Consider the following 12,202-nt stretch of genomic DNA (forward strand, 5'->3'; position numbering starts at 1 on the left):
GTCGCCCACCATCGATCCCTAAGCTTCCCAAGTGAATTCGGCTTAACTCTCGAATACCGGTGGTGTCGTGTTGGACAACCGGGGGTCGGGTTCGCTGGATGTCTGAGCGAGCAGACCGCGCAGGCAGTGCACCAGGAAGGACCAATTCCTCGGGTTCTTGAAGTCGATGCCCGCGAGGAGTTGGCGCAGCCAGGTGAGAGTGTCGAAGTAAATGCGCTCGCAGACGAGGTTCTCGTCGTTGTCGAAGATGAAGTAGGCGGTCATCCGGACCCGGAATCGGTTGCCGGTCGGCGGGATTGCGCCGAAGTACCCGCGGTGGGTGCCGAGGAGCCAGAATTCGACGATGACAGCGTCGTCACTGTGACGCAGGGCGATGATCTCGTGGTCCTGGTCGGGGAATGCGGCGCGGGTGTCGTGGTAGTAGGCGCGGACTTCGGCATCGCCGTCGTGGACCTTCATGAGCGGGATCAGTTCGTAGTGCGGGTGCGGGAACGTGGACAAGGTGGCGTCCCAGTCTTGGCGCACTTCGTCATGGAAGTGGTCGAGGACAACTTTTTCGCGGGCTGCGCGGATCTCGGGAGTGGTCATCGGTGGCATCTCCGATCGTTATCAGCTTGTGGGGGTGTAGATTTCGCGGTTGACGAGGCGGGTTGCAGCGTTGAGGTCGTGCGCGGGAAGCATGACGGTCGGGTGGTGGCTCGCGAATTCCTTTATTTTGCGCAGGGATTCGATGGCCAGTCTCGGGTTCTTGTTCACCCCATCGGTTTTCTCGGCATCAAGCAGCGCTTGGTCGTACGTCGCGTCACCGAGCAGGAAATACGTGACGTCATCGGCGAACACGATGACGCTGAGGTGCCCGGGGACATGTCCGGGGGTGTCGACGGCGACGACTCTGCCATCGCTTGTGAGAGGGTAACTGCGGTCGAACGGACCGATTGCCGGGCCGGAAGGTTCGAGGATCGTGGGCTTGAAGCTATTGGGCCACTGTTTGGGCACGGCGCCCTCCGTGGTGGCAGGGATGTAGTGGCGGAAGGCCTTCCAGTGTTCTCGGCTCACGTAGACCGTGGCGCCGACGAGGTCGGGCAGCCCGTCTCCGTGGTCGTGGTGCAGGTGCGAGACAACCACACTGCGTAGATCCGCAGGGCCGAGTCCTCGCTGGGCGAGTAGGGCTCCGATGCCTTGATCTTTGGGCACGTCGATATGGACGGCAACGTGGAAGAACGGTTGCCACCAGGGGAAGTAACCACCGAGTCCGTGTGTGGCGCGGGGGGATTCGCCGCTGTCGAACAGGATTGGACCTTCTGGATGGTCGATGAGATAGGTGTTGATGGGCAGTGGTGCGGTCCAGCGGCGGTCGGTGAGCACGCGGGCTCGGCGGAGCGGGACCGGTAGTTTCGCGCTCTGCGTCTGATGGGTTGGTCTGATGCGGACCGTGCCGGTCTGCAGGATAGATACCGTGATGGTGCTCATGCTCATTGGTCGCCTTCCACGAGGCGGTGGGCCCCGTTCATGAGCAGTTGGATGCTGAAATCGAGTTCCTGCTGATGATCGAGCACGGCGAGTTCGGACGCAGCTTCGGCTACCGCCGGGTAGGTGGTCTCGAGGAGTGCGCCTTGGTCGCTGGTGACGACCGGAGGGGGTGCTGTGCCCTCTGGATGGGTCATGCCGACTTCTCGAAGAAGCGAGCCCACCATGAGTGCGATGTAGGCGCGCAGGACGTGGACCGCGGCCTTGGGATCCAGCCCCGAGCGGCGAGAGACCCGTAGCGCAGCATCGACCATTGGCAGGATCGACGGGGTGTTGAGGCGGCGCACCAGCAGAAGTGGTGCGGCATGGGGATACTTCAGAGCTCCGTCGCGAAATGCATGGGCGAGTGCTCGGATGGCGTCTTCCCAGCTCATTGCGTCGACATCGGGGATCTCGACGCCGGCCATCACCGCATCGGCCATCGCATTGAGCAGGTCTTCTTTATCGGTGACGTGGTTGTACAGGGACATGGTTTTGACCCCGACCTCCGCCGCTACCTTATGGAGCGACAGCTTCTCCAAACCTTCGGATTCGGCGAACTCCAGTGCCGTGCGCACGATCTCATCCCGGCCGAGCGTGCCCCGCACTCGTCGAGGTCCTGGCATGCGAACTCCTTGACTTATGTCGTAAGGTTTAATCAAACTTATGGCATAGGTGTGCGCTTGGCAAGAGAGGAACTCGATGGCAATCAGGCTTCCCGATGGTCAGTGGAACCTCCGCGACGAGCCCAGGGTCGCGCCAGCCGATCGGCGCCGGCTCGAGCGCCTATCATGCGTGGTTCTGTGGCTCATTCGAAGGCGTACCACCAAGGGCCGCAACGATTTCAATGTGTTCTTGACCTTGGCGCGCCTGGGCAAGTTGTTTCCCGCGCACAGCATCTTCCTGTCGCAGGTGCTCGGTAAAACTCGGCTGTCCACGGCAGAAAAGGAACTGATTGTGCTGCGTGTGGCTTGGCGCCTGGGTTGCGCCTATGAGTGGTCGCACCATCGTCACATGGCCGACAACGCAGAGGTGGCGCCGCATGTGATTGCTGCGGCCACCACCGAGGATCTTCGTGGTCTCTCACCGCGTCAGAGCGCACTCCTGTGGGCCACCGATGAACTCATCGCCCAGCACAAACTGACCGAGTCCGGTTGGGCCGCAGCGCTTGAGCAGCTCAACGCCGACGAGGCGCTCGAGCTATCTCTGTTCGTCGGGCACTACGTGATGATCGCCATGGTGATCAACACCGCCGGGGTTCAACTTGAGCCTGGCTTCGATGTGGTCTGCTCCAGCGGCTGAGCAAGCATCGAATGCGAACGCCCGTAAGCAAAGTAAATCGCCACGCCGATCACCATCCAGACCACGAACCGCAGCCAGGTCTCTACTTCAAGGTTGATCATCAGCCACAGGCATGAAAGCGCGCCCAGGATCGGTATCACCGGAACGAACGGAACACGGAACCCGCGTTTCAGATCGGGCCGGGTGCGGCGCAAGATCGGAATGCCGGTTGCGACCAACACGAACGCCACCAGGGTGCCGATGTTGACCATTCCCGCGAGCGTGCCGAAATCGACGAACGCCGCGAGCACCGCGCATACCACGCCGACGATGACCGTGAGCCGCACGGGTGTGCCCCGTCTGCCGGTGTGCGCGAGGCCGCGGGGGATCAGGCCGTCCCGCGCCATGGCGAAGAGCACCCGGGTCTGGCCGAGGAACATCACCATGACCACCGTCGACAGGCCGGCCAACGCGCCGATGGAGATGATGTTTTTCGCCCAAGTGTTGCCGTGGATGGCGAACGCCGTTGCAAGGGTTGCATTTTCGCCCTGAAGCTGGGTGTACGACACCATTCCGGTGAGGACGATCGACACTGCCACGTAGCACACCGTGACGATGACAAGTGACCCGAAAATGCCGCGCGGCACGTCGCGCTGCGGATTGCGGGTCTCTTCTGCGGCAGTGGCGACCACGTCGAAGCCGATGAAGGCGAAGAAGGCCAGGCTCGCCGCCGACAGCAGGCCGAACCAGCCAAAGGTCGTACCGCCGGACCCGGTGAGCCAGGCGAGCAGCGATTGGTGCACACCCTCCGCTATTGCCGACGGCTCCGACGGCGGGAGGTACGGCGTCAGGTTGGACGTCTTGAAGTAGGTGGCGCCCACGACCAGGATCAGGACGATCACGCTGAGTTTGATCGCCACCGCGACAGCAGACACCCGCGACGACAGCTTGGTCCCGATTGCGAGGAGGACCCCGACGATCGCGATGATCGCCACGGCACCCCAGTCGAATGAGACCGACCCGATGTGTGCAATCGGCGACACCGATCCACCGAGTACATCGCCGAGGTATTGTGACCAGCCTTTGGCGATGACCGAAACTGCCAAGGCGAATTCGAGAATCAGGTCCCAGCCGATGATCCAGGCGACCAATTCTCCAAAGGTGGCGTACGCGAAGGTGTAAGCACTGCCGGCGACGGGGACGGTTGAGGCGAACTCGGCGTAGCAGAGCGCGGTGAGCCCGCACGCTATCGCGGCAAGGACGAAGGACAGGGACACGGCCGGCCCTGCCATGGTGCCCGCGATTCGAGCGGTAAGGGTAAAGATGCCGGCACCGATCACGACAGCGATGCCGAAAACAGTGAGATCGGTTGCCGTAAGGTCTTTACGGAGCTTCGAGTCCGGTTCGTCGGTGTCCTGAATCGACTGTTCAACCGATTTGGTGCGGAACATTCCGCTATTGGCTGTCATCCGTTCACACCGTCGAGCACCTGCTCGACGAACCGGTCCGCCGGCGCAGCGCAGATCAGTTCGGTCTCGTTGGTTTCAGCGCTCATAGGCGTCAGAGTAGCCCCGAGGACACCCAGCACATAGCGGTCGACCAGCAGGCCGGTTTGGCGTGTCGAACGGGTTGGACCAGGGTAACTTTCGAGGTAGCTGACTCGTCCTTGTATGTGTGGCCGCAGATTCCGGCGGCTGGCGCGACGATATACGTGGAGGCATCGTCATGGGCACCAATATGTACGCCGATGCGATGGGCGATGCGTATCAGCGTCTTCAGGGGTTAGGGTACGAGCGCGGCGAAAGGGACTATGCCAACCACGGGCCGATGGCTGCAGAATCCCTGTGCACCATGGGATTTGGTGACTACATTCCGGCCTGGGTTGAGCGGTACACCCGGCGTGCCGCACACCACGACCCGCCGGAACCGCGGCTGAGCATCGACGCGACCGATGAAGCCTCTTGGCGGGGCGCTATGGGCGAATTCCAGCGCGTAGGTGATTGGGAGCAGCTGTTTGGCCGCGAACTGGCCGAACAATCGTGGCAGGACGTGCTGGTTCACTGGTGGCCGCGACTGTTGCCCGGCTTACTGGCGGGTTTGACGCACGGCCTTATCCGTACCGCGCACGCGGTGCGTTGCCTGTCTGCCACCAGCCAGCCCCATGACCTTGCACTGCAGGAATTTTCACGTGGTCTGGCGTACTGGGCGGCGCGCTACAGGCCTCTGCCGGGCACCGTGGCGTTGATTGGTGAGTGCTCGGTCTCCGAGGCGGTAGCCCGCCTACCGCGACCGGGGCCCGACCAACCGCCGGACCCAGGCGGTCGGATGAGCATCTTGGCTCATGCACCTGGGTACGACGAAGCCTTGTCCTCGCTGAATACCGTTGCGCCGGCGCATCGTCTGAGCGAGATGACAACGACGTTCGCCGGGGTATATCTGAGGCATCCGGAGGTCGCGCCGGTACCGCTGATTCACGGGGTCACTGCGCCATCAGCGATGCGCATGGTCCTCGGACACTTGCCCGCTCAACTGCATGTCGGGTCGGTGGCGGCGATGTGGCAGGTCCATGTCGCGTTACTGCTGATGTTCACCAGTGGTCCGCGTGACGAGCAGGATGCACTTCAGTACGCGTCGCACGTGACGTTGCCGACATGGGTGGACCTTTTCGAGCGAGCTGTGGCTAGCGGTGACGAACATGCCATCAAATTCACGGAGGCGTGTTACCGGGAAAACCTTCTGCAGCCCGACCCGCGGTTCCCGTGCGCCGTCGCCGCGGCGCTGCAGCGCATGGGTTCATCAAGTAGCGCATTACTCTAGGTCGCGCCCGGCCGCCGGGAAACAATATGACCGTGCGCGGTCGGGCGAGCCTGCGCAGTAGTCGATTCCAGCCGAGCGGACTTGAAGCGAAACGGGGGTCTCACATGTTGATCGATCTGCGCAAACCCGCTACTTATCCATTGACAGCAGAGCTGACTGCGGAAAGCGAATGCGACCTTGTGATGAAAGGAGGCATCACCAGTGGTGTGATTTACCCGCGAGCGGTATGTCAGCTGGCGGCGACGAAGCGGCTGCGAAGCGTGGGCGGCACCTCTGCCGGTGCAATCGCCGCAGCGGGAGCCGCGGCTGCCGAGTACGGTCGCGATGCAGGTGCTGGTGCCGAGGGTCGCGCGGACGTCGGGTACCCGCGACTCGCCTCCCTGCCGGACAAGCTCGCTGAAAAAGACGGCGGTCACACCACGCTTTTCAACCTGTTCCAGGCACAGCCGGGGACACAAGCGTTGTACCGCCTGCTGTCCGTCTGGATCAGCGGAGGCACGATACGCCGACGACTTCTCCGGTCCGTCGTTCCCTTGGCTGGCACCCTGTTACGCAAGCCGACACTGTGGTGCGTAGGCCTCCCCGTGGGCCTAGGGGTCCCCGCCGCAATCCTGATCTGCGTGCTGCTCGGCCATTCGCGATGGCCGAATGTGCTTTCGTCGGTGCTGGTCATATTGGGACTGTTGCTGATTCTCCTCATCGGGCTGGCGACTGCCGTCGTTTGGAGTTTGACGTATCGAGTACTCCACGATCTGCCGGCCAATCACTTGGGGCTGTGTTCCGGAATGGAGGCCCAGACCGGTTCTCCGCCGGCGCTCACCCCGTGGCTGGCCGACGAGTTTGACGCGATGGCCGGCCTGAGCCCAGATCAGGCCCCGCTGACGTTCGGTCTGCTGAACCAGAAGGGCATCGAATTGGCCATGTTGACAACGGATCTGAGCACCGGAACCCAGAACGAGCTGCCGTTCAAGAGCCGGGTATGGGCCTTCAGGCCCGAAGAGTTGGAGAAGCTGTTCCCGAAGCGGATAGTTGACCATCTGATCGCAACAGCTCCGGATGACCCCAAAGACAAGGTGCTGCAACGATTCTGGAACGAAGGCTATTGTCCGTTGCCGGACCCCGAAGACATCCCGGTGATCGTGGCGGTCCGCATGAGCCTGAGCTTTCCTGTGTTGCTGTCGGCTATCCCGCTATATGCAATTGACTACACCGTGTCCAGCAGTGAAATCGTCCAGCACTGTTTCTCTGACGGGGGCATCACCAGCAACTTCCCGATTCACTTCTTCGACGTCGCGGTACCGAGTCGGCCGACGTTCGGCATCAATTTGGTTGAAGTCGAAACCATCTACCCTGATCAGGAACGCAATGTGCTGCTACCGGCCGACAATGGCGACGGTTTGCAGGCGCCGTCGGCTGAGATCACCTCAGTGCCCCAGCTCGTCCGCGCGATCCTGAACACCATGCAGAACTGGGCGGATTCGATGCAGTGCCGAGTCCCCGGATACCGCGGTCGCATCATCGCCGTCAACCACAACAAGAAGGAGGGCGGCATGAATCTCAACATGGAGCCCCCGGTCATCCACGACCTCGCGACCCGTGGACAGTACGCAGGAGAGACAACTGACAACTTCAATTTCGACAACCACCGGTGGGTGCGGTTCCGCTCCTTCCTACAGACCCTCGACGACAGCGTGAAGCCCGCTGGGCAGACGCTGATCCAGGGTAGTGTCGACGGCATCGCGTCCTACGACGACCTGATTGCCAATCCGCCGTCATATCGCCACTCGTGGAGTCCAGAGCTCCAGGAGGTATTCAGGTCAGCCAAGTCGGCAATGGTGTCGATGTCGGATGTCTTTACCACGATCTGCGCCGAGATCGACCATGACGACAACCCGATCGGCAATGGAGCGCCGAAACCGCAGCCGCGCCTGCAGGTACGGCCGCGACCGATTTCGTAACCGGCGCGGGTGCAGGCCGCGGGCGGGAAACGGTGTCGTAGATCGACGAGTGGCTGCGGCGGAACCTAAAGTAGACCTCGCCGCAGGCAACCCGCCGGTACGCAGATCTACCGAACAACGCAAACCGGCCAGTCGCAAACGCGATCCGATAGGAGACCGGAATGAAGACGGTATTGATCACCGGAGCCGGAACGGGATTCGGGCACGAGGTCGCTATGAGACTCGCCGAGAAGGACTTTCACGTAATCGCTGCGGTGGAGATCTACGCACAAGTCCAAACGCTGAAGCGCGAGGCCGCCGAGCGCGGCGTGGCACTGCAGGTAGAGAAGCTCGACGTCACCAACGACGGCGACCGACGCAAAGCACTGGGATGGGACGTCGAGATTCTCGTCAACAACGCAGGCATGGGCGAGGGCGGATCAGTTCTCGACATTCCCGCGGCGAACATCCGCCACCAATGGGAGGTAAACGTCACCGGCCCGCTGTTGTTGACGCAGGGGATCGCCAAGCAGATGGTCAAGCGCGGACGGGGGCGGATCGTCTGGGTTTCCTCGCGTGAAGGCCTGAATGTCAACCCGTTCACCGGGATTTATGCCGCTTCCAAACATGCAGTCGAGGCCATTGCGGAAACCATGAAGCTCGAACTGCAGGAGTTCGGCATCGAAGTCGCCACGGTCAATCCCGGGCCGTTTCTTACGGGCTTCAACGACCGTATGTTCCAGACCCATGAGAGCTGGGAAGACGACCCCGCCGAGAGGCTGTTCGATTACGCCGAACTCGCTTTCCCCCGTGCGCAATTCGACCCGGAAGAGGTGTACGCGACCATGACGGCCGTGGCAGCCGGCGAGGTCGACACGTATCGCAACCTCGTGCCGAAGTCCATGATCGAGGAGACCAAAAGTCTCATAGACGCACCTTGGCACAAAAGGACAACGGACGGTCTGGGCAACCGTCCCGACCAGATCCAGCATTCGTTCGACATGGAGCCGGAAACTCCAGTGTCATAGGAGGGTGCCTGCCTGACACCCTGCTGCTGAAGATGTTGGGGTACAGCCTGATTGGACTCAAGAGCTCCTGGAGGGAACCGTCATTGGGCTATGCGTGCCGCGCTTGAATGCTTCGGCCAACCCTACGGACCAGGAAGGCTGAACTGATCTCTGCGACCGCGTGCGCCGCAGTACCCGCGGCGACCCACGCCAACAGTGCGGTGATCGACCCCTGCAGCGAAGCCGCGACCAACGACCCGATCGCCAACTCGGCCAGAGCAGCGATCAGCAGCACTTTCGACCCGCGTTCTCGTCTTGCGGCGATGGCGGCCATGACCCCAAGAAATCCTCGGAGGATCAAAACGGCGCCCATCACGGCGGACAGTCCGACAATCGTGGCCTTGACAGCCAGGAATGCCACGATGGCGGCGACGACGAACACCAGTGCCAGCGACCAGCGAGCTACCCGCCAGCCCCGCGACGCCAGCGCGCCCACTACGGCTTCGCCGGCCGCCGCCAGGAGGCACACCACAGCGAACAGGGTGGCGATAGCCTCGATCGTAGTGAAGGTGAAGCGCAGAATCACCACCGCGATCCCGCACGACACAGCGCCGGCGATCAGAAACACCCACCAATACCGCGACTTCGACAAGAAACTGTCGGTCAAATGGCCGACGAGATCGTGTTGGCGCTTCGCAGGGGTGGCCTCGGTCGGACCTGATTGATCCATTACTGCTGCATCGCTTTCGATTCGACAGTGCTAAGCCAATTAACAGTGCTAAACCAATTAATTGTGCTCCCTGCTCGGCAGTTGTACCGAGGATTTACCAAGCCGGGGCGGTTTCATCATCGATTCGGGGCCGCTCGCTAGCCTGTCCAAACCACCTTGTCGGTACCAACGGCATCCCGATAAACGACGCTGTTGGGCGCTGTGCCCCCTCGTACGTCGAAGTAAATCCGCCCAGTTGCCTGGGTGCCCAGTGCGAGCGGTTGGTTGGGAAGCCCGTCCGTCTCGTTTCCCTTCATGTCCGCGTAGGTGGAGCTGTTGACAGCTCGCGCGTTGAAATCAGAAATGTTCGGAGTCGGAGAGCCGCTCACAGCTTGGGCAGTTACATCGGAGTACCAAATGCCGTCGTTGTGACCGCTGGGTTGTAAGTTGCCCACGGTGTAGCTGATGGCGCCACCTGGGCTGGGAATCTCAGCTGTTTGGCCGAACTGCAGCGGTTCGGGGTCGGCAAACGCCGGTGTCGCCGCCAAGATTCCGGCTGTCGCGATGCCGGCCGCAGCTGCCGTTGTTTTCCATGCGATCTGCGAGAACGTCACGTCAAGCTCCCTTCGCCGCATTCCTGTTCTCCAGGAATGAGTGCATTCTCTTGCACTTAATGCGTATCCAAACTCGGGGATTTCAAACCTGTTTGGTATGGCTGAAAGGTCAGTCTGCTGACGGTTTAGATGCGTATCACGACTGGTGTCATCTGGGTTCGCACGGACGTGCGCGTATCGCGATGGTCATGACGGCCAGGACGAAGAACAGTAGAGGGTGTGTTTAGACGGCAGTAGAACTACGGTGCTGGGTGGAATCGGCGAAATTCTGCGCCGTGGCAAATTGAGGAGCCAAGGGACCTGATCAGTGGGTCAGCGTCGGGCGATCTCGGGTATGTGTTCAGGGCGCAGCCCGGTGCCGACGGGAAAGGGTCCGCGTAATCGCCGCTACTCCCAGATCCGCAGCAATGCCCAGCTGACAGCGCATACCGTCGTCAGGCACAACACGGTTAGCGGCAGTCCGTATCTGATGAAGGTGCGGGTCGAGTACCCACCCGGCCGCATCACCATCAGGTTCGACTGATGGCTGAACGGATTGAGGAACGTGAACGAAATACACGTGCCTACCATCGTCAGCAGGAGCACTGGATTCAGGTCAGTTCTGGCTGCGATGGTCAGTACCACCGGGGTCAGGATGGCGGCCGCCGCGGCGTTGGTGACGACGTTTGTCAGCACAGTGGTGCTCACCGCGAGCACCAACACCACCAGCACCGTCTTGCCGGCCGACAGAGTCAGGATCGCCTCCGAAATATATTCACCCAGGCCACTTTTCACCACGATCGTGCCAAGGCCGATCGATCCGGCAATGATCGCCAGGATGTTCCAGTTGAGCGCGCGTGCCGCTGAGCGGGGCGTCAGCACGCCGGTGAGGACTGTAATTGCCGCCCCTGCCACGGCGATCAGCTCGACCGGAGCCAAACCGAACGAGCCGGCCACGATCACGGCCGCAAGTATGAGCAGCGCAATCCAGGTCTTACCCGTCTGCGGTGCCTTGCTCGCAGCTTGCTGCCACAGGCCGACCAGTGAATGGTCGTCCAGCGCCGCAACCGAGTGAGCGGTCACCAGACAGAGCTCACCTGGCTCTGCCGGCGCTTCCCGCAACGCTCTGGTGGTCTGCGCGGCCACCACCACGATGTCCTCGTCTTCCTCGAGATCACGCACCCTCGCCTGCTCGTTGGTGGCAATGGCGACGAGATACAGCGGTAGCGGCGACAGCCCGAAACGTGGGCTGCCCCAGAGGATTCGGACCCCAGCCTCGGTTGACCGATAAATCAACCGGTCGCCGGCTTGCAGCACTGACTGCGCGGCCGCGGACTTGCCCCCGCGCCGGATCTCTGCCAGCTCGAACTCGACGGTGGATTCGATACCAAGTTCAGCGGCGGTGCGGCCGACCGCGTTCGCCTGGGCCGCCACCGGGATCTCCGCTTGCCAGGACAGGTCACGATCTGCGCTCTCGCTGCGGCCGCGCAGCATGGCCGGTGCGGTCAATAGCAGTACCACCCAGCCTACGAGCGCCACCGGCACGGCGATGGGTACGAACGAGAACATCGTTACGTTGACACCCGAGGGCGCCGCGAGCGCGGCGATGAGCAGGTTGGAGCTGGTGCCGATCAAGGTGGCGGACCCCGCCAACGTAGTGGCGTGTGCGATGGGCAGGAGCACTGCGCGAGCCGATATGCCAGAGCGCTGCTCCAGTTCCTTGGCTGCCGGAATCAGCATGGCGACGATCGGGGTCGTGTTGATCAGTGCGGATACGAACCCGACCGGCGGGATCAGCCGGCGTAGCGCCTGCCCTGACGTCTGCACACCTGACAACAGCCGGTAGGTGGCGCGGGAGACGACGCCGGTGTGTAGCACCCCTTTGGCAATCACCAGCATGGCCGCGATCGTGATCACGCCGCCGTTGCTCAGCCCGGCGAAAAGCTCACCAGGTGAGGCGATTCCGAGCAACCCGGCGGCCACCAACGCGCAGAGCAACGCCAGCACCGCGGGCAGTCGACCAGTCGTCATCGCGACCAGAGCGAGAATTACGATCGCTGCCGCAGTCAGTGCCACGCCCTACATTGTCGGGTATCGAGCGCCTAATCGGTGTCTACCAACCAGATTCGTGCGGCGGCTGTCCCTTGTTGTGGAACCGGGCCAGCGGAAAGGCCTGACCGACAGGCAATTACGAGGGTACTGAGCGGTTGCCAACGCGAGCGCGAGTGGTGACTTACCAAATGCAAACTGCCGTGGTCTAGTGTCCTGAGTCGTTAATTCGTCTGCAATAGTTGGCGATGGATTCGAGGATTTGGTTGGCGGTTTTGGTCCACACGTAGGGGCGGGGATTGT

The 12,202-nt window shown here is 61.9% G+C and carries 11 protein-coding genes; 4 read left to right on the top strand and 7 right to left on the bottom strand.

All coding sequences use genetic code 11. The features are described 5' to 3' along the window. Window positions 1–42 precede the first annotated feature (42 nt). The 3 genes from M2432_RS24725 to M2432_RS24735 are packed head-to-tail and all read right to left on the bottom strand — an operon-like array spanning window position 43 to window position 2,132. On the bottom strand, window positions 43–588 hold the full coding sequence (locus M2432_RS24725) for an ester cyclase (RefSeq protein WP_280829482.1): 546 nt from the start codon (window positions 586–588) through the stop codon (window positions 43–45). 21 nt (window positions 589–609) lie between these two features. After that, entirely contained in the window at window positions 610–1,470 is an 861-nt protein-coding gene (locus M2432_RS24730) for an N-acyl homoserine lactonase family protein (RefSeq protein ID WP_280829483.1), read from the bottom strand. 2 nt (window positions 1,471–1,472) lie between these two features. Next, on the bottom strand, window positions 1,473–2,132 hold the full coding sequence (locus M2432_RS24735) for a TetR/AcrR family transcriptional regulator C-terminal domain-containing protein (RefSeq protein WP_280829484.1): 660 nt from the start codon (window positions 2,130–2,132) through the stop codon (window positions 1,473–1,475). 223 nt (window positions 2,133–2,355) lie between these two features. Here M2432_RS24735 and M2432_RS24740 point away from each other — a divergent pair, with 223 nt between their 5' ends. Beyond that, window positions 2,356–2,808: a carboxymuconolactone decarboxylase family protein gene (locus tag M2432_RS24740; RefSeq protein ID WP_280829485.1), complete on the top strand. Its 453-nt coding sequence runs from the start codon at window positions 2,356–2,358 to the stop codon at window positions 2,806–2,808. On the opposite strand, the gene M2432_RS24745 is transcribed toward M2432_RS24740, so the two are convergent. After that, complete coding sequence (locus tag M2432_RS24745; protein ID WP_280829486.1) at window positions 2,766–4,256, bottom strand: amino acid permease; 1,491 nt, start codon at window positions 4,254–4,256, stop codon at window positions 2,766–2,768. The two genes, M2432_RS24740 and M2432_RS24745, sit on opposite strands and share 43 nt — an antisense overlap. Before the next feature lie 256 nt (window positions 4,257–4,512). Here M2432_RS24745 and M2432_RS24750 point away from each other — a divergent pair, with 256 nt between their 5' ends. The 3 genes from M2432_RS24750 (at window position 4,513) to M2432_RS24760 (ending at window position 8,569) form a co-directional block, all read left to right on the top strand. Beyond that, window positions 4,513–5,604 (top strand): questin oxidase family protein, encoded by a 1,092-nt coding sequence (locus M2432_RS24750; protein WP_280829487.1) that lies wholly within the window; start codon window positions 4,513–4,515, stop codon window positions 5,602–5,604. Between the two features lie 182 nt (window positions 5,605–5,786). After that, window positions 5,787–7,562 carry a patatin-like phospholipase family protein gene (locus M2432_RS24755; protein WP_280829488.1) on the top strand — a complete coding sequence of 592 codons (1,776 nt, stop codon included), beginning with the start codon at window positions 5,787–5,789 and terminating at the stop codon, window positions 7,560–7,562. A 173-nt stretch (window positions 7,563–7,735) separates the two neighbouring features. Then, window positions 7,736–8,569, top strand: a complete 834-nt coding sequence (locus tag M2432_RS24760; RefSeq protein WP_280829489.1) for an SDR family oxidoreductase — start codon at window positions 7,736–7,738, stop codon at window positions 8,567–8,569. 88 nt (window positions 8,570–8,657) lie between these two features. On the opposite strand, the gene M2432_RS24765 is transcribed toward M2432_RS24760, so the two are convergent. The 3 genes from M2432_RS24765 to M2432_RS24775 all read right to left on the bottom strand — a co-directional run bounded on the left by M2432_RS24765 (window position 8,658) and on the right by M2432_RS24775 (window position 11,926). Further along, the gene (locus tag M2432_RS24765; RefSeq protein ID WP_280829490.1) at window positions 8,658–9,278 is read right to left on the bottom strand and encodes a DUF308 domain-containing protein; all 621 of its coding nucleotides are present in this window, start codon (window positions 9,276–9,278) and stop codon (window positions 8,658–8,660) included. A gap of 137 nt (window positions 9,279–9,415) precedes the next feature. Beyond that, window positions 9,416–9,871 (bottom strand): DUF1942 domain-containing protein, encoded by a 456-nt coding sequence (locus M2432_RS24770; RefSeq protein WP_280829491.1) that lies wholly within the window; start codon window positions 9,869–9,871, stop codon window positions 9,416–9,418. Between the two features lie 387 nt (window positions 9,872–10,258). After that, a complete protein-coding gene (locus M2432_RS24775; RefSeq protein WP_280829492.1) occupies window positions 10,259–11,926 on the bottom strand; it encodes an SLC13 family permease in 1,668 nt (555 codons plus the stop codon). Window positions 11,927–12,202: the final 276 nt, after the last annotated feature.

Source organism: Mycobacterium sp. OTB74 (genome assembly GCF_029892685.1).
Lineage (GTDB): Bacteria > Actinomycetota > Actinomycetes > Mycobacteriales > Mycobacteriaceae > Mycobacterium.

What these genes read in the sequence shown, in the direction of transcription:
- M2432_RS24725 (WP_280829482.1), bottom strand. Translation starts at nt 588, where the DNA reads ATGACCACTCCCGAGATCCGCGCAGCCCGCGAAAAAGTTGTCCTCGAC.
- M2432_RS24730 (WP_280829483.1), bottom strand. Translation starts at nt 1,470, where the DNA reads ATGAGCACCATCACGGTATCTATCCTGCAGACCGGCACGGTCCGCATC.
- M2432_RS24735 (WP_280829484.1), bottom strand. Translation starts at nt 2,132, where the DNA reads ATGCCAGGACCTCGACGAGTGCGGGGCACGCTCGGCCGGGATGAGATC.
- M2432_RS24745 (WP_280829486.1), bottom strand. Translation starts at nt 4,256, where the DNA reads ATGACAGCCAATAGCGGAATGTTCCGCACCAAATCGGTTGAACAGTCG.
- M2432_RS24750 (WP_280829487.1), top strand. Translation starts at nt 4,513, where the DNA reads ATGGGCACCAATATGTACGCCGATGCGATGGGCGATGCGTATCAGCGT.
- M2432_RS24755 (WP_280829488.1), top strand. Translation starts at nt 5,787, where the DNA reads ATGAAAGGAGGCATCACCAGTGGTGTGATTTACCCGCGAGCGGTATGT.
- M2432_RS24765 (WP_280829490.1), bottom strand. Translation starts at nt 9,278, where the DNA reads ATGGATCAATCAGGTCCGACCGAGGCCACCCCTGCGAAGCGCCAACAC.